Source organism: Pseudarthrobacter enclensis, from assembly GCF_030811655.1.
Taxonomy (GTDB): Bacteria; Actinomycetota; Actinomycetes; order Actinomycetales; family Micrococcaceae; genus Arthrobacter; species Arthrobacter enclensis_A.
In genome coordinates this window covers 1-16768 of sequence record NZ_JAUSRE010000010.1, presented here as the reverse complement: position 1 = coordinate 16768, position 16768 = coordinate 1, and the positions used below count along the sequence as shown (strand labels likewise).

19 protein-coding genes and 1 pseudogene are annotated in these 16768 nt (G+C 65.8%); 8 read left to right on the top strand and 12 right to left on the bottom strand.

Annotated features, from left to right (window positions below; translation table 11 throughout):
- Positions 1-86: 86 nt before the first annotated feature.
- Entirely contained in the window at positions 87-455 is a 369-nt protein-coding gene (locus J2X98_RS10925; protein WP_307307825.1) for a hypothetical protein, read from the top strand.
- A gap of 129 nt (positions 456-584) precedes the next feature.
- On the opposite strand, the gene J2X98_RS10920 is transcribed toward J2X98_RS10925, so the two are convergent.
- Both J2X98_RS10920 and J2X98_RS22215 read right to left on the bottom strand, forming a co-directional pair.
- The gene (locus J2X98_RS10920; RefSeq protein ID WP_307307821.1) at positions 585-1265 is read right to left on the bottom strand and encodes a LysR substrate-binding domain-containing protein; all 681 of its coding nucleotides are present in this window, start codon (positions 1263-1265) and stop codon (positions 585-587) included.
- A gap of 15 nt (positions 1266-1280) precedes the next feature.
- Positions 1281-1469, bottom strand: a pseudogene (locus tag J2X98_RS22215) (helix-turn-helix domain-containing protein); the annotation flags it as partial.
- A 98-nt stretch (positions 1470-1567) separates the two neighbouring features.
- On the opposite strand from J2X98_RS22215, the gene J2X98_RS10915 reads away from it, so the two are divergent.
- On the top strand, positions 1568-3052 hold the full coding sequence (locus J2X98_RS10915; protein WP_307307819.1) for a malate:quinone oxidoreductase: 1485 nt from the start codon (positions 1568-1570) through the stop codon (positions 3050-3052).
- 56 nt (positions 3053-3108) lie between these two features.
- On the opposite strand, the gene J2X98_RS10910 is transcribed toward J2X98_RS10915, so the two are convergent.
- The 4 genes from J2X98_RS10910 to J2X98_RS10895 form a co-directional block, all read right to left on the bottom strand.
- Complete coding sequence (locus J2X98_RS10910) at positions 3109-4035, bottom strand: cytochrome b/b6 domain-containing protein (RefSeq protein ID WP_236803203.1); 927 nt, start codon at positions 4033-4035, stop codon at positions 3109-3111.
- Between the two features lie 219 nt (positions 4036-4254).
- The gene (locus J2X98_RS10905) at positions 4255-4512 is read right to left on the bottom strand and encodes a hypothetical protein (protein WP_236803173.1); all 258 of its coding nucleotides are present in this window, start codon (positions 4510-4512) and stop codon (positions 4255-4257) included.
- 548 nt (positions 4513-5060) lie between these two features.
- Complete coding sequence (locus J2X98_RS10900; protein ID WP_307307815.1) at positions 5061-5492, bottom strand: chromate resistance protein ChrB domain-containing protein; 432 nt, start codon at positions 5490-5492, stop codon at positions 5061-5063.
- A complete protein-coding gene (locus tag J2X98_RS10895; RefSeq protein WP_307307812.1) occupies positions 5489-5998 on the bottom strand; it encodes a Chromate resistance protein ChrB in 510 nt (169 codons plus the stop codon). Before J2X98_RS10895 ends, J2X98_RS10900 begins: the two co-directional genes overlap by 4 nt.
- 89 nt (positions 5999-6087) lie before the next feature.
- Here J2X98_RS10895 and J2X98_RS10890 point away from each other — a divergent pair, with 89 nt between their 5' ends.
- Positions 6088-6420: a hypothetical protein gene (locus tag J2X98_RS10890; protein WP_236803200.1), complete on the top strand. Its 333-nt coding sequence runs from the start codon at positions 6088-6090 to the stop codon at positions 6418-6420.
- Positions 6421-6436: 16 nt separating this feature from the next.
- Positions 6437-7453 (top strand): YncE family protein, encoded by a 1017-nt coding sequence (locus J2X98_RS10885; RefSeq protein ID WP_307307806.1) that lies wholly within the window; start codon positions 6437-6439, stop codon positions 7451-7453.
- 121 nt (positions 7454-7574) lie between these two features.
- Here J2X98_RS10885 and J2X98_RS10880 read toward each other — a convergent pair whose 3' ends face one another.
- Positions 7575-7865: an antibiotic biosynthesis monooxygenase family protein gene (locus J2X98_RS10880; RefSeq protein ID WP_307307803.1), complete on the bottom strand. Its 291-nt coding sequence runs from the start codon at positions 7863-7865 to the stop codon at positions 7575-7577.
- 69 nt (positions 7866-7934) lie between these two features.
- Positions 7935-8453 carry a peptidase gene (locus J2X98_RS10875; protein WP_307307800.1) on the bottom strand — a complete coding sequence of 173 codons (519 nt, stop codon included), beginning with the start codon at positions 8451-8453 and terminating at the stop codon, positions 7935-7937.
- A 128-nt stretch (positions 8454-8581) separates the two neighbouring features.
- On the opposite strand from J2X98_RS10875, the gene J2X98_RS10870 reads away from it, so the two are divergent.
- The 4 genes from J2X98_RS10870 (at position 8582) to J2X98_RS10855 (ending at position 11609) form a co-directional block, all read left to right on the top strand.
- The gene (locus J2X98_RS10870) at positions 8582-9868 is read left to right on the top strand and encodes an MFS transporter (protein ID WP_307307797.1); all 1287 of its coding nucleotides are present in this window, start codon (positions 8582-8584) and stop codon (positions 9866-9868) included.
- Complete coding sequence (locus J2X98_RS10865; RefSeq protein ID WP_307307795.1) at positions 9828-10202, top strand: ArsR/SmtB family transcription factor; 375 nt, start codon at positions 9828-9830, stop codon at positions 10200-10202. Before J2X98_RS10870 ends, J2X98_RS10865 begins: the two co-directional genes overlap by 41 nt.
- A gap of 4 nt (positions 10203-10206) precedes the next feature.
- Positions 10207-10881, top strand: a complete 675-nt coding sequence (locus J2X98_RS10860; protein WP_307307792.1) for a hypothetical protein — start codon at positions 10207-10209, stop codon at positions 10879-10881.
- A gap of 89 nt (positions 10882-10970) precedes the next feature.
- On the top strand, positions 10971-11609 hold the full coding sequence (locus J2X98_RS10855) for a copper resistance CopC family protein (protein ID WP_307307786.1): 639 nt from the start codon (positions 10971-10973) through the stop codon (positions 11607-11609).
- A gap of 518 nt (positions 11610-12127) precedes the next feature.
- Here J2X98_RS10855 and J2X98_RS10850 read toward each other — a convergent pair.
- From J2X98_RS10850 to J2X98_RS10835, 4 genes are all read right to left on the bottom strand, one after another.
- On the bottom strand, positions 12128-12826 hold the full coding sequence (locus J2X98_RS10850; protein ID WP_307307784.1) for an HAD family hydrolase: 699 nt from the start codon (positions 12824-12826) through the stop codon (positions 12128-12130).
- A 119-nt stretch (positions 12827-12945) separates the two neighbouring features.
- Positions 12946-13338 carry a transposase gene (locus J2X98_RS10845; RefSeq protein WP_307307781.1) on the bottom strand — a complete coding sequence of 131 codons (393 nt, stop codon included), beginning with the start codon at positions 13336-13338 and terminating at the stop codon, positions 12946-12948.
- Positions 13325-14836 carry a tyrosine-type recombinase/integrase gene (locus tag J2X98_RS10840; protein WP_307307778.1) on the bottom strand — a complete coding sequence of 504 codons (1512 nt, stop codon included), beginning with the start codon at positions 14834-14836 and terminating at the stop codon, positions 13325-13327. Before J2X98_RS10840 ends, J2X98_RS10845 begins: the two co-directional genes overlap by 14 nt.
- Positions 14833-15960, bottom strand: a complete 1128-nt coding sequence (locus J2X98_RS10835; protein ID WP_307307775.1) for a site-specific integrase — start codon at positions 15958-15960, stop codon at positions 14833-14835. Before J2X98_RS10835 ends, J2X98_RS10840 begins: the two co-directional genes overlap by 4 nt.
- Positions 15961-16768: the final 808 nt, after the last annotated feature.

The window sequence follows — 16768 nt, the reverse complement described above, 5'->3', positions numbered from 1 at the left end:
CTTCACGTCAGCTTCATCTGAAAAGGGTAAGCAGTGTGTGCGGAGCCTTCGTGTTCCACATGTTGATAATCAAGAAAGGAGGACCGATGCTCAGTCTCGGTCAGATTGTGCTGGGGGCGCTCATGTCCGCTGTCGCTGGCGGTGCGCTCGTTGCGCTCACTGTGCGTGGGCGGCGGTACGCGACGTGGGGGGCGGGCGCGGTAGCGGCCTTCGTCGGGCCGTTTGCCTGGAACCTCATTCTGGCCGCGGCCGGCGGAGCGGGATTCTTCGTCGACGCGCCGATACCGTTCTTCCCCGTCTCGTGGCAGGACACCGGCAGCGGCGTGTTCACCCTGGCCGCTGCGGGACTCATGCTGGGCCTGGGCCCCATGGCACGCGAACCCGGAAGACGCGTGGCTGTTGCCGCGGCCGCGGCGGCAGCCGCCGCCCTCCTGGTAGACATCTTCCTCTACTGACCAGCCTCCATTAACTCCTGGTCTTCCACCCGATGGGAGATCTGCAACGCTGGGTACACGAACGGTTCTACCGCGTGATGATGAAGAGCTGGGACACGTGTAACCCCAGGCACTCCATCTGCCGTATCGTCAGGCTTCGCTGAAGCGCGCCAACAGGTGGTCCCGGAGCCTGGCTGCGGGTCGCGTCAGGCCTGACGGGGTCTCAACGAGGCCTATGACGCGGTGCCTGGAGGCTCCCTCGAGGGGGATCTGGCGGATCCCGGGTACGGGCGACTCGCTCGGCGGCATCAGGGCCACGCCCTGGCCTTGGGAGACGAACGCGTGCACCGTGGAGAATTCTGTGATCTCAAGCGCGATCGCCGGGACGAACCCTGCCTCCTCGCACCATTCCTCGGTCAGCTGGCGCAGGTGGTAGCTCGTCGGGTTCGCGATGAACTGCTCGCTCCGGAGTTCCTCGAGGGGGATCGAGGCCTGCCCGGCCAGTCGATGGGACTCGGGCAGCATCGCGATGATCTCCTGGACCCCGAGCACCGCGTGGGGCACGGCGGGACCCGGCGGGATGACGACGGCCAGATCGAGCTCCCCCCGGTCCAGCCCGTCCAGGAGCTCGGAGGCGTGCGCCTGCCTGAGCACGAGGCGGACCCGGGGCGCCTCCTCGCGGAATCGAGCCAACAGTCGTGGCACCGTGACCGGACCCATCGTGAGGGGGAACCCGAACCTCACCGTGCCGGCCTCCGGGTCGGCTTCCTGGGCGACCGCAGCGAGGGCCTCCTCGAGCGCGCGCAGGGGCCCCTGAAGCCGGTCGGACAAGGCCCGACCCGAGCTCGTGAGCTCCACGCCGCGACCCACGCGCGCCAGCAGCTGCCTCCCGAGGCCGTCCTCCAACGCCTGCACGCGGCGGGTCACCGAGGACTGCGGCATCCCCAAGGCTTCGGCCGCCCCCGTGACGTGGCCCTGCCGGGCAACCTCGGCGAAGGCTGCCAGCTGAGGGGCCACTAGCGCCACTTGAGGCATCTGGTCATCCATATTCGGATCATAAACGGCCAAACGTTCATTGGACTGATCGAATGTCCCCTCCCGAAGATGAAACGGAAGAAGAGAGGAAATACGTCATGTCGATCGGAAACACTCCCGGCAGTAATCAGAGCGAAGAGTTCGGCGCCATCCTCATCGGTGGCGGGATCATGTCCGCCACCCTCGGAGCGCTGCTCGCGACGCTCAAGCCCGAATCGCGCATCCTGCTGCTCGAGCGCCAGCCGGGTCTCGCGCGTGAAAGCAGCGGCCCTTGGAACAACGCGGGAACCGGGCACGCCGGCTACTGCGAGCTCAACTACATGCCTGATCCGACCGACGCGGCCAAGGCCGAAGCGGTCTCCCGGCAGTTCCTGCTCAGCCGTGAATGGTGGGCCCACCTCGCCCGGCTGGGCCTGATCGACCCGGCCCGCTTCATCCACACCACACCCCATATGGACATCGTCTTCGGCGCCGCCGACGTCGACTACCTGCGCCGACGCTTCACCACCATGAAGGAATCCGCGGTGTTCGATGGAATCGAATTCACTGACGACCCGGCGAGGATCGCCCAATGGGCGCCTCTGGTCATGCGGGGACGCTCCGCGTCCGAGCCTGTTGCGGCCACGCGTTACCCGTACGGAACTGACGTCGACTTCGGGAATCTCACCCGGGACCTGGTGAAAGTATCGACCGACCGCGGGGCAGCGGTCCGGTTCGGGCACGAGGTCCGCACTCTGCGGCAAGGCCGCGACGGCATATGGATCGCCGCGGGGCGGGACAGGGCGTCAGGAGCCAAGTTCTCTTTCCGGGCCCGGTTCGTGTTCGTCGGCGCGGGAGGCCAGGCGCTGCGCCTGATGCAGAAGGCACGCGTTTCGGAGGTGAAAGGCTACGGCGTCTTCCCCGTCGGCGCGGCGTTCCTGCGCTGCTCTGCACCGGGGCCGGCCGCGCAGCACACCGCCAAGGTCTACGGCCAGGCCCCCCTTGGGGCCCCGCCCATGTCGGTGCCACACCTCGACAAGCGCATCGTCGACGGCGCCGAGCACCTCTTGTTCGGCCCATACGCGACCTTCAGCACCAAACTGCTCAAGCACGGAACCCTCCTGGACTTCTTCACCACCCTGAGGCTCGCCAACCTCCACGTCCTCGCCGCCGCCGGACTCCAGAACCTGCCCCTGATCGCCTACCTGATCCGGCAGCTCTCAGCGAGCAAATCGAAGAAGTTCGCCCAGCTCAAGCGCTTCTACCCCGAAGCCGACCCGTCCGAATGGGAACTCATCCAGGCCGGCCAGCGCGCACAGCTCATCACACCCGACCGGCGGCGCATCGGCGTGCTCCAATCCGGCACCGAACTCGTCACCGGACATGACCGGACGATCGCGGGACTGCTGGGTGCCTCCCCGGGTGCCTCGACCGCGTTGCCGATCATGCTCGATCTCCTCGAACGCTGCTTCCCTGAACGATGGGTTCAGGATTGGCGCCCGCTTCTGACCGTCGCCATACCGGGCCTCGAACCCGGGCGAGCCTGGAACCACTCAGACGTCGAGAAGAGCCTCACTGCCACCGGGCTGGCGCTCGGCCTCTGAACCCCAGATGCAGGGTCTGGGTCCATAAGTGGCACGTTTCCCGAGGGAGTCTTCCGTCAGTTCCGGGTCACGGAGCCCGTGAGCGAGGCGATCGGCCGCAGGAACAGCGGCCGTGCGAGGAACCAGGTCGCCACGATGACCACGATCGCAGCCACGAAGAATCCGAAGCCAAGCCAGCCCTCGCCGTCGTTCGAGGCGAACATGTTGTTGAGGTTGCGCAATGCACCTGTGGTGAGCACGAGGAAGACGTGGAGGACGACGAACGCGACGAAGTAAATCGCGACCGGGAAGTGCAAGGCCCGGGCGGCCTCTATCGGGTAGGCCCTGTTAAGCCGCGGCGCCTTCGCCGGCCACGCACCCGACATGCGCAGTCCCGTCAGGACCGCGAGCGGGGCCGCGATGAACACGGTCACGAAGTACGCCAGCAGCTGGAGGGCGTTGTAATTGACCCAGTTGTTCTCGAGCGGCCAGTCGAGCGAGGCGTACTGGATCGCCACGGACGCCGCGTGAGGAAAAACATCCCAGCTGGTCGGGACGATCCGCCTCCACTCCCCCGTCGAAAACAGCAGGATCCAGTAGACGAGCCCGTTGAGCACCCACAGTGCGTCCAGCGTGAGGTGGAACCACAGGGCCAGGCTGATCTTCTCCGGCTGGCCCTTGGTCTTGATGAGGCCCTTGTTGTTGCGCTTCCAGTAGCCCTGGGGCCGCGTCGTGAAGCGGACCTGTATCCCCGAGCGCACGATCAGCACGATGAAGAACATGTTGAAGAAGTGCTGCCAGTTCAGCCAGGCCGGGATCCCGACGGAAGCGTCACCATGGAGCGTCGCGTGGCCGGGATACGTGGCGATGAAATGCGAGACCTCCCCGTTGCTGCGGAGCCACCTGGCCAACAAGACGAGCAGCCCGAGCACGATGACCGCCCCGACGGCGGTCACCGTGGGCTTGAACCACGGCGCCTTTGTCCAGGCGGGGGCGGGCGACATCAGCATCCGCTCGGGTCCTCTCGGTCAGGCGGACCCGGTTTCCCCGGGCAGACCAAGACGGGCGTTCGGCGGCGCAATGGATGCGAGCAGGGCTCCGGCCCCGCGGACGTGTCCGAAACCAGGGTCACATCTGTTCGGGGCGCAGCATGGCCAGGACTTGCGGGCCGCCCGCTATGGCAGGGGAAACCCACTGCCGGCTTGTCGAGGGGGCCCGGGAGGTCATCCGCCAAGGCCGGGGATGAACTCTATAAGCGCGAAGAGCACCACAAGCCCGATCAGGACCAAGGCAATGATCATCGGGATCCTGCTCCACCGGTCACCGGCGCGGTGGTAGGGGTTCGCTGCGTCGTCGAGGACGGCGCGCGTGCTGCTCTCGTCGTCCTCCCGCTCCCCGTCTCGGACGATAGAGGGCCCCTGTTCCTCGTGCGGTTCGCGGTCCTTGCGGGACCAAGGAGTCCGTTTTCCGAATCGGGACATTGAGGTTCCTTTCACACGAGGCCCCGCCCGTGCGCATGCATGCACGCGAGGCAGAGAGTTCGGGCCTGACGACCGGCGGCGGTGGAGCCGTTTCGGCTTCCGCCGACCGCTTGCGGGTCTGGGGTTTCCACTCACCCCAACTACGGCAATTGTAGCGTAACCGTGGTTGCAAGGTAGGGATGGCGTACGAGGCCACGGTCACAGACATGCGGCCCCTCCCCCACTGTCGCTGAAATCGCGGCGACCAGAACGCCCCGGCGCCCCGGCGGCTACCACCAGCTCATATTCGCGTCACGATCCCACTGGTCGCGGGCGTCGCGACGGTGGTCCTGCAACCGCAGATCGCACTGCCCAAACAAGGGCTTCAAACGCCAACTCGTTATCGGCCGCGACCGGGCCTGAACCGGGTCTACGTCTAATCCATGCCCGATACGTTGCTCCACCGCGTGACTTTGCCCAAGCTCAACAGGCACCCATAGGCGGCCAAAAGCTCGTCAATACGCCACTTTCGAATATGGCATCTACCGGCAGCTCGTTGGCGTGGCGCGTCAGGCGGGGTCGCGGCCGAGGATGAGGCCCCGTTTGAAGTATTCGTAGAGTCCGTTGAAGATCGGGTCGGCCGCGGCCAGGATGGCGTCGTCGTCCAGGGTGAGGGACAGGCCCCGGATGATGACGTCCAGACCCGGCGCGGCGGGGGCGTCGAAGCGGTCATCTTCGATGTCTGCCTCGTGGACGAGTTCGGCGATTGCGGTCAGGACCGGGTCGTGGATCTCGTATCTGTCCAGGATGGTCTCGAAGCTGCAGTCCGCCCCGTGGTGGCCGAGGTCAACGCCGGGCATATCGAACGGGGTCGCGTCGGCAGGGACGTCAGCGGCGTCGCTAACGTAGATGAAATCCGCCTGGGGGTCGATGGCCCGGCGGATGAGCCAGGCGCAGGCGGCGCGGTCAACGTGCACGCCCGGGCGTGTGGCCCACTTCATTGGCCCGCTTGGAGTGCTACGGGCGGTAGTGCGGACGCCGGTTGGAGGATGGATTTGACTGCGGCGCGGGCGGTCTCGCGTTCGGCGGGCGGGAAGTAGTCCCGCCGGCCGATCTTCCGGTGCTGCTGTTGAAGGCGTTTGGCGGCGCGGGCACGTGCCGCATCCGGCAGGGCCGCCGCGTCGCCGGCGTCCTTGGCCAGGGCGAGGTATTCCTTGCGGCGCTCATCCTGCATCGCTGCCACGATCCGTCGCTCCCCGGCGGGGCTGGACGGGCGGCCGACCCACACGGTGGCCGTCCCGGAGTTGGCCTCGACCTCGGCGGCGATCCACTCCAGATGTTCCTTTGTCCGCGCGTCCGCGGGCAAGGCGACAAGCCCGTCTCCCAGCTGGGCAACGCCAAGGGACTGAAGACGCCGCCAGACGGCGACCCTCGGGCTGGAAGGGGTGCGTGGCATCCGGTAGTTCAGCAGCACCCAGGATCCCGCGGGAAAAGACTCATTACTCACCTACCCATGGTAATCGTGCAACCATGGTTGCACTAGACTGGGCGTGGGGGTAAAGCCGATGGCCGCCCGGCCTGAAAGGGGGAGGGAGCATGGTCCCGCCCGCACTGATCCTGGCCGCCGCACTGATCTCCGGTTCGGCGGTGGCTGCTGCGGCCCGGGCCTGCCACTGGCAGCCATTGCCTTTGGCTGCTGCCACTGCCGGAACGTTTGTCGCCGTCCTGGGGTGGCGGCTGCTGGCAAACCTGTGGTCCCTGAATGATGACTTCATGCCGGCCGTCAGCGCCGGAGACATCCTCTGCCTGCTCGCAGGCGGCCTGCCCCCGGCCCTGGCCGCGGCCGCGGGGTCCCGGCTGTCCCGTCCGTACCTGGTGATCGCCGCCGGCGCGGTCACCGCGTTCGTTGTGAACGTCGTTATCCTCTGAGCGACAGGAGACACCCATGCCGTTCCCCGCGATCCTTCGCCGTGCTGTCACTGCCACGGTGTTGCCGGCGGCCCTGATGCTGGCCGGCTGCTCCGGCCCGGCACCCGCCTCGGCCCTGCCACTGAGACAGGTGCAGGACCTGCCGTTGCCTGGCGGGGCGACACGGCTGGATTACCAGTCGATTGACCCCGCTGCCCGGCGGCTTTACATCGCCCATATGGGAGACGGCACGGTCGATGTCGTGGACCTCGGCAAGCCGGCAGTGGACGGAACGGCCCAGGGTACGGCCTCGGTCCACGGCGTGATGGTGGCCCCTGAGCGGCACACGCTCCTGGCCGCCGCCGCCGGTACCAACGAGGTCGCCCTCATTGATACCCGCACCCTCCGGGAAACCGGCCGGGTGAAGTCCGGCGACCTTCCCGACGGGATAGCCTATGACCCGGCCCATGGGAAGGCCTACGTCTCCAACGAACATGATCATGCCCTGACCGTCATCGACCTCGCGACCGGTCAGGCCCGGTCGCCGATCGAGGTCGGCGGCGGGACCGGAAACGTCATTTACGACCCGACGAGCGGGAAGGTGTTCGTCAACGGGCAGGGCCGCGGCGAGCTGCTCATCATCGACCCTGCCACCGACGCCGTCACGGACCGGCTTAAGGTCGATGGGTGCGACGGACCCCACGGTCTCTTCATCGACGGGGCGAAGCAGTTGGCGTTCATCGCCTGCGAAGGCAACGCAAAACTCCTCGTCCTGGACCTGCGCAGCAAGGAGATCACGGCCCGGTTCGACACCGGCAACACCCCGGACGTTCTGGCGTTCGACCAAGGCCTGCACCGGCTCTACCTCGCAGCCGAGGACGGCACCGTCAGTATCTTCGACGAGCACGACCGCGCCCTGGTCCCGGTGGCGTCGGCCAAGCTCAATGACCACGCCCACACCGTCGCGGTCGACCAGGTCACCCACCGGGTCTACTTCCCCCTCCAGGACATCAACGGACACGCCGTCCTGCGAATCATGGAGCCCGCCAAATAACAGCAGCGACCCCGCAGGGTCCGTTTCGACCGGACGGTTGCATCGTGGCCCTGCCGCCTCCCGAAGGAGCAATGGCGTCCGCCCTTGAGGACGGCCGCCATTCAGGGAAAAGACCGCCCGGTCAGAATTCGACCGTTTCGAATTCGAGCAGGTCAGCGCCCGTCGCGACAGGCCGGCGGTCGCCGCCGTGGTGCTCGCCGGCCTTGCCGTCACGCCAGTTCCGGTAGTCCCCTTCAGTAGCCCAGGTCGTGACAACGAAGTAGCGGTCATCGCCCTTGACTGGGCGGAGCAGCTGGAAGCCTTCGAATCCGGGCTGCCCGTCCACCGCGTGGGCCCGGGCCGCGAAGCGCTGCTCCAGCTCGGGGCCCTTGCCTTCAGGGACGTGGATGGCGTTGATCTTCACAACAGACATGGGATTCCTTTCATGGTGGGTTGGGTTTGGTGCCGCGGGCGCCTGTTCTGCAGGACCAGCGGAGAGTTTCTACAGGTCGGTCAGGCCGATTCCTGCGTCATCAAGGCACGGGGATCGCTTGCCGGCCGGGACCCCGGTCGAGCGAAGACAGGTGCATTGCGGTCCTTTCACCGCAGGCAGGGACGCCCAGACGAAACGCTGCATCTTGTTGTACTGCCCAAAATCCAGGACGGCACCGTCCAGCTTCGGGGCAAGATCATGGCTGACGCTGATTTCCAGCCGCGATCCGATGACCCCGAAAGTTTTGTCATCGCCCCTGCCGGTCCGTACTTCACACAGGAGTGGTTTTCGGGGCAGTGTCCGGGAGAAGTACAGGCCCTGCTTCCGGCACCCTCCCGGTCCCAGGTAACAGTGCAGCGTCCCGCCGAACACCCCGATCATTTCCAAGGCCGCATCGGTGAGGAAGAACCGGCCATGGCCCGGGACATCGACGACAGCAAGGACAGCCCGGGAGCTCTCATCACCTGCGGGATGCCCGGACGCGTCATCAGGCGCAGCTGTCCGCGCCCGCCGGCGGCTACCAGCCACGGCCCAGCCCATGGCCGTCAGTAGGAGGGGTCATGACGAAGCCTTTCAGTGTCGCGGAGCACGCGATTCAAGGATAACCTTATTAGGTGCATAGACATGCACATATGCACACTGAGGGGTTTGCTGGGATGTTATCGGTTTTGCGGGATGTGACATACCGGCGGCTGTTCGCCGCGCAGATCGTCGCACTTTTGGGTACGGGTCTGTTGACGGTCGCGCTGGGACTGCTGGCTTTTGACCTGGCCGGCAAGGACGCCGGCGCGGTGATGGGCACCGCGTTGACGATCAAGATGTTCGCCTACGTCGGTTTCGCTCCCGTGATCAACGCCCTGGTGGCGCGGCTGCCGAAGAAGCCGGTACTGATCGGCGCAGACCTGATCCGGGCGGGCATGGCCTTGTGCCTGCCGTTCATCACCGAGACGTGGCAGATCTACGTGGTGATTTTCCTGCTGCAGTCGGCCTCGGCGACGTTCACCCCGGCGTTCCAGTCCCTGATCCCGGCCGTCTTAAGGAACGAGAAGGACTACACGCGGGCGCTGTCACTGTCCCGCCTCGCCTACGACATGGAAGCCCTGGTGTCCCCGGCGATCGCCGCGCTGCTGCTGGGGGTGCTCAGCTACAACAAGCTGTTCCTCGGCACCGTCGGCGGGTTCCTGTTCTCGGCGTTCATGGTCATCATCACCACCCTGCCCGCCGGCCCGGCCCAGGCCGCTGCGCCGTCGTCGTTGTGGCACCGCACCACCCTCGGCGCCCGGATCTTCTGGCGGAACCGGCGGCTGCGGTCCCTGCTGGCCCTGAACCTGGTCGTGTCCGCCCCGACCGCGCTGGTGCTCGTGAACACCGTCGTGGTGGTGAGGGAGGTCCTGCACCGCCCGGACACCGATCTGGCCCTGGCCCTGGCCTGCTTCGGCGTCGGCTCCATGATCGTGGCCGTTGGGGCCCCGCGGCTGCTCGACCGCCTCGGGGACCGGACCGTGATGCTCACCGGCGCCGCACTCATCCCGGCAGCCCTGGCCGGGGCCACGGCCCTGCTGTTCCTGCCCGCCGGGGATGCGACCTGGTGGTGGTTGCTCGGGTTGTGGTTCCTGCTCGGCGCAGGGAACTCGACCATCCTGACCCCGTCGTCGCGGCTCCTGCGTGAAGCCTCGACCGAGGAAACCCGGCCTTATGTGTTCACGGCCCAGTTCTCCCTCTCCCACGCCTGCTACATCATCAGCTACCCGCTGGCCGGCATCGCCGGCGCGGCGGCCGGGCTGGGCACGGCAGCCCTGGCATTGACAGTTCTTGCGATGATAGGGGCTGCAGGAGCATTCCTGTCCTGGCCCCGGCACACCGCCGCGACCACGGACACCGTCGAGAGTTTGGAGCAGGGTGATGAGCAGCCAGCCGGAGACCGCGGCCGCGCACGCCGCTGAGCCCTCGCTCGTCCACGACGTCGCCCCCGGCCCGCAGCTGCTCGAAGCAGCAGCCGGGACCCTGCGGATGCTCGCCGAACCCACCCGCCTGCACCTGCTCTGGCAGCTCGCGGACGGCCCCAGGACCGTCACCGAACTCACCGCCGCCTCCTCGGCACCCCGGACCGTGGTCAGCCAGCACCTCGCCAAGCTCCGGCTCAGCGGCCTGGTCGACACCCGCAAGGACGGCCGGCACGTCATCTACTCCCTGCACGACGGGCACCTGATCCGGCTGATCCGCGAAACCATCAACCACGCCGACCACCAACTCACCGGCGAACCCACCCACGACTAATCCCATGCCCGCCACCAGAGCCCGCACCGGGGAACCGAGCCAGAACGGCAGTCCCGCGCCCGCGCAGGCGCCCCTGACGCTCCCACGCGCGCTCACCATCACCGGGCTGATCCTCGGCCTCGCGGCCGCCGCGCACACCGCCGGCGGCGGGCACCTTCCACCCGCCCCGGTGCTCGGGCTGTTGGCGGTTCTGGTCCTGCTCCCGGTCACGGTCCTCGCCCGGCGGCGGCTCAGCCTCGCCTCAATCGCTGCCGCCCTCGGCGCCGGACAGCTGGCCCTGCACACCGCATTCACCTCCTTGCCAGGACCGGTAGGCCACTGCGGCCCGGCCGGGATCGCGGCGCACGGCCACCACCAGGCCCAGACCATCCCGGACTGCGCCGCAGGGACCGGTGCCCTGACCCTGCACGTCCCTGCTCTCCCCGGCCCTCTCATGGTCACCGCTCACGTCCTCGCCGTCGCAGCCACAGCCCTGCTGCTCGCACATGGCGAAACCATGCTGTGGCGCGCGCTGGCATGGCTCGCCCCACAGACCATCGACCTGAACCCCAGCCCGCTCCCTCAGTGGACAGCACCCGCACCGCCGCGGGCCTCCTGGATCCCGGGACTGCACCCGGCGGTGGGGACCCGGCTGCTCCGCGGCCCACCGGCGTCTTCTCCCGGCACTGTCAGCGTCTGACGCCGAGCGGCGCCGGCTCTATGCATCCCCCACTTTTCTTGTTGCCTGCCCGAAACCGGTGGCAGGCTGTCCCGAAAGGACACCTTTCCTTGAAATTTTCATTCCGTCGCGCCCGTGCAGCTGCCGCTCTCACCGCGGTCCTTGCCCTGAGCGCCCTCGCCGGAACCGCCCCGGCACAGGCCCACGACGCCCTGGCCTCCACCAGCCCCGCCGAGGGCCAGACCATCACCACCAACCCCGGCAAGGTCTCCATCACCCTGAACAACCCGCCGAACACCCAGCTCAAGGGCTCGAACATCATCAAGGTCACCGCACCTGACGGTCACACCGTCAGCACCGGCGAGCTCACGGTCAACGGAGCCACGCTGACCACCGCAGCTGACATCGACCACCCCGGCAAGCACACCGTCGAATGGCGCGCTGTTTCCGCCGACGGCCATCCGATCGATGGAAAGTTCACCTTCACCTTCGCCGGCACTGACGACCACGCATCATCGGAGGCGACCACCGCGTCGGCCCCGGCGACTGCAGCTCCGCCGGTCACCACGCCGGCAGCCGTGGCAACGGAAACGCAGACGCCCGAAACCCAGGCCGCGGAACCGGCCTCATCCCAGACCCCGGACAACACCGGATGGTTCATCGGGATCGGCGTGGTCCTGCTGATCCTCGTCGGCGTCGGCGCCTACCTCGTCGGCCGCCGCGCCAAGCCAGGAACCGGCAACAACTAGCCGCACCACAATCCCCGAAGGCCCGTCCGCACAGAAACCGGGCGGGCCTTCGGCCTTCCACGACAATCCTGCCCCTGCTTGCCTGCTTTTGACGCGGTCAGTACAGGAAGACATCCACCACGAGTGCTGCGATGGCACCGAGCCCTGCGAGGAGGACCAGACGGCGGGAAGCCACTGCCCGCAGCGGCCCCGCACCCAGAACCAGAGCCAACGCCGCGAACGCGAAAACAGCCTGCCAGCCCTGGAACGTGATCCGACGGCGACACGGAGCGGCGCTAAAACACCGCCATTTATCGCCAACAGTCACACACGATATGAGTGCTTTTTCGTTTTTTTAGGAGGCATGCCGATGGCGGGTCAGAAACGGTCGATATCTTTAGTCGCGCGCGTTCGACCCTGTGATTACGGGGCACTTGCGCTCTGGACAATGTCCAGGACGTGCATCCGGGGACTCTTTGGTTCCCGGAGTCTGTCCGAAAATCGTGATTCACTCGAGATGGTTTCGCCCACGGGACCACCTAGGTGACGAGAGTTCCTTCGATGAGAAGTGGAAGCAATTCCGCGAGACTTTGGATTGTCCCCTTACCTCTGGTGCCCTCCCGGTTGAGATGGATGGCTTGTAGTCCCGCGTTCCGGGCTCCTTCGATATCAACTCGGTAGTTGTCCCCGACGTACAGGGTCTGGGCAGGCGATAATCGCATGCTTTTGCAGGGCTCGGCGAACGCTTCTGGGGCCGGTTTGGCGTGGCTTGTAAGTTCCGAGCTGAAGATCCGGTCTATCAGCGGTTCGAGGCCTATCCTGTTGATTTTCGAGGTTTGCTGGTCGTGGTTCCCGTTGGTGACGACGCCCACCGGTATGCCGGCGGCCCGTAGATCCAGCAGGGCGGGTGCCGCGTCCGGAAACGCTATCCACGCTTCCTCATATTTCCTGAGGTAGACGGCGAAGAGATCGTCGAGCTGTGTATCCGTTTTGGGAACGGCAAGCCCGGTTTGAGGGAGGAAGTCGCGGAGCCGCTCACGGCGCTGTTCGTGGAAAGAGAGTTCCTTGGTGAGGAACCGGTCGTAGTTGACTTGCTCGATCTCAAACCACGAACGCGTCAGTTCGTCGGACTGCTCTGTTCCGAGATGTCGAAGGAACGCGTCGACTCCGGTGCGGGCAGATGTCGGATGATCGAACAGGGTGTTGTCCAGATCGAATAGGACGCCTCGAATTTCCACTCGCCAAGCGTAGCGGCCCATCATGCTCCATCGCGCAGGCCCTGGAAAGTCAGCATGCTCCATCGCGCAGGCCCTGGAAAGTCAGCTGTACATCTTTGCGCCGGACGACGTTCGCCCAGTCACGCTTCCTCTGAGCCCGCTGAGTTCCGACGCCTTGCGTGTCCCAATGCGAGTGCGAGTTGGTGTCTGAGGCGTTCAATTTCTGCGGTTAGCTCGCGGTTCCGTTCAAGAGAAGCGGTGAGGCGGGCCCGAACGGAGCCCGTGCTTGCGCTGCTTCGGCTTGCTCTGGGTTGGGGTGGACGATCGTCGCGCAGTCCGATGATGTCCGCGCGCAGGTCGGTTTGCGTGTAGAGCCAGGAGCGGAATACTCCCGCGACCGCGGCTACGGCTTCGAACGTGACGGCGTCGCCTTGGTTTTCTAGTTCACGCAGTGCCGCTACGGCTTTGGAGCGGGTGAGCTCGTGCCGGCGTTCCGCGGCCTGCCGGATGTAGCGGCTGTTATCTGCCCGCACGGTTGTCCTCCTCGAGTAAGTGGCTGGGGCCTTCTCGCGTTCCGTTGTCGAGTGTTTGGATGATGCGGTCCAGGTTGCCGAGGACCCGGGTGTTCATTTCGGCCAGCCGCTGCTGGCCTCGGGCTTCGGCGGCGGAGATTATCTGCACGACCTGCGTCCGGTGTTCGCGGTGTTGCGGGAGGAAGTCGGCGGTGGTGATGAACATGGGACAGGTCAGGCAGGCGTTGGCGTGCGGGCAGGTTTTCTGGACCGGGAGGCCGCAATAGCCATTGGGAAGTGCCTGGGTGGCCCTGCCGAGGCGCTGTTTGGACCAGGCGGCCTCGGCGAGGGGGCCGTCGGGATCAAGTTCGACGACGCTGCCGGATGCGTTGACTTTCCGTGCGGCTTCCCAGTGCCGCCGGATGGTCGTATCGCTGAGTCTGGCGTAGTGGGCTGTCATCTGGTGGGAGTCGTGGTCCAGGATCCGGCGTACGACCTCCTGAGGGACGTCGAGGTTGATCAGTCTGGTGCCCAGCGTGTGGCGGAAACGGTGCGGGCTGACCACCGCAGGGCTGCCGTTTTCATCGGTGACATCGCACTCCCTGACCCATGAGCGAAGAGCGTTAGTGTACGAGCTTGCGCTGATGTGTCCGGCGCCGTAAACGTCCACCCTGTCATGGGCGAAAAGCAGGCGTGTCCCGGAATTGCCCGTGCCGTTGACGTAGCTGATCTGCTCCGCGATGGCCCGTTCGAGGTCCTCATCGATGGGGACGAGCGCCTCGCGTTTCATCTTGTGGTTCAGATACCGCAGATACGGGGCGCCGTCCTTGTCCCGAGTGATGCAGTCCTGGGTCAGGGCCACCGTATCGCTGATCCGCAGCCCGCACCGGATCAGGATCACGGTGATCAACCGGTGATGCGGGCTGGCCATTTTTGCCAGATTTTCCGGGTCTTCCAGCTGGGCCATGACGTATTCACTCAGCGCCCGGGGCTGCCGGACCGTCTCTTTGGGATAGTCCTCGGTGTAGATCTGGGCCGTACTGGGCAGATCAGTCACCCATCCGTGGCGGCGCATGGTGAGGAGGAAGGTGTTGAACTGGCCGATCCGGATCCGGTGCGATGGTGCTCCGGCGCTGTGGGTGTGCAGGTAAGCCAGAAACCCTTCGATCACCTCCCGGTCAATGTCGGCGGTGCCGGTGACTGTGATCCTCGTTGAATCCAGAAAGGCGTTGAAGCTTTCCACGGCTTTGGTTCCCAGCACCGCGGATTCAACCGTCAACCCGGTCGTCAGCCGCCAGCGGGCCCATCGTTTGGCTAGCTGCTTCAACCAGGGCCGGGTGATGTTTTCGAAGTGGACCGTAACCTGGCTGCGGGCGGAGATACCGAGGGCTCTCGCATGCCAGACGTCCTTGGGGAACTCGTTCTCCCACGGCGCGGCGCCCGGTCCGGCCTTCCCCGTGGGCCCCGTCCGGCCCGCCGGCTGGTCGTTTCGTGAGGGCACGGGATGCAAGGTGGTCATATCGTCACCGTCCTGGAGGCGAACCAGCCCGCATCGGCCAGTGCGCGGCGGGCGTCATCGCTGGAGATATGGGCATAGGTTTTGACCGTCGTTGTCAGGCTCGCATGGCCCAACAATTTAGAGACCACCTCGACCGGGACGTTCTCCCGAAGCATCCGGGTGGCATAGGTGTGTCGGAACCAGTGCGGGTCGAACGCGATGCCCGTCTGCCGCCGGAGCCGCCGCACCAGGTCATGGACGGCGGCATATGTCATTGCTTGCCCGTGGGGCCGGCCCCACAGGTTGACGAAGACGTAGTCGGAATCCAGGTCACCGTATTCGACGTCGAGGTAGTCGGCATACAGCCGGATCAGTTCGGCGGTAATGGGGATGGTTCGCGAATGGGGCGATTTCGCGCGCGCACCGTTGGTATTGTCGCGCCGGCGGACCGTGATTTCCCGTTCGGCCACGGCGATGTCCTCATGCCGGAGTCCCAGGGCCTCACCGATCCGGATACCCGCGTCATGGAGCAGTGCGAAGAGCAGCCGGTCCCTGAGGTGCCCGCACGAATCCAGAATGCTTTGGACCTCGTCGGGGGCCAGCAGGCGGGGAATCCTTGCCGTGACGGGAAGCTTCACCACCCGGCGCTGTTTCGCGGCGCCCTTGCTGATGTGGTGCAGGAAGGGTTTCCAGCCACCCTGGCGGCCGGACGGGTCCCAGCACGTGATCAGCTCGCCGAGGTCAAGGCCATGTCGGGCGGCATGTTGATAGAAGATCGATACGGTGGAAAGCTTGCGGTTCACCGTCGCCTCACCGCAATGGTGCCCGATCGTGGGAAGCACCGAGAAGACCTGGCCACGCACGTCCGGCGGACGTCGCAGCCACCGGATGAAGGCCCCGACGTCTTCCAGCTTCACCGACTGCCAGTCGAGACCGTATTCGTCCAGGAAAACGAACCAGTCCTTCAAATCGTGGGCGTGAGCCTTGATCGTGTTCGGTGACCGCTCGGTCTCGGCCAGATACCGCAAATACCGCTCCGCCGGTTCCACAACACCGGCCACGCCGACCACTGTGTACGACACCGCGTTGCTTGCCGGATCCAACACCTTCGATATCCGCATCGCCGCTCCCGTCAGCTGCCTCATGGACGGACAAGACGCTAACCCATCCACAACGAAGCAACCAGAGCCTCAAACTCCAGTGAACTACATGACGGACAGCCCGCGCGCGACTAAAGATATCGGTCGTTATTGATCCGTTCCGGGACCCCCTGCAATCAGATGAAGAAGTGCACCCCTAAGCGGCCCTCTCCCTTATCGCGGCCACTGTTGCGTCTCAAAAAACGATGTTTTTGCCTACGGAGATGCGATTTCACTTCCACGCATCCAAGCAAGCTATCCCCTGTCGCCCCCCACGCACATCGTTCCCCAGAAAGGTTGCCTTTCCCCGCGCTAACCTCAACCAACCTAAGCAGAGGATTTTCGTCAGGACTACGTCATCGTGCAGGCCAGTGCGCGTGCCGCACTGGTACTATACTGGTACCATACCAGCACGGTACTTTAGGCCGCTCCGGCCAAAGTGGACAGCATCAGCTGAACATCGACACCGCACCGCAGACCACGCCATTGCGGTACCGCCGCGGCTCGACCACACCAACACCACACTGGTACGGCGCCAGTCCGCGGCCAAAGCCCGCACAGCCACGAGAGGAACGGGAAGCCAGGCGCGCCCCTGCGGGCCACACCAGTACCGTACTGGTACCACACTGGTAGGTCCCGGCCCCGCGCATCCCAAGACCGGCGCCGTCAGCTCAACGCGCCCGGCAGTACCACACTTGTACCACACCAACGCCACGCCCCGGCGCCAGTCCGCGGCCAAAGCCCGCACAGCCACGAGAGGAACGGGAAGCCAGGCGCGCCCCTGCGGGCCACACCAGTACCGTACTGGTACCAC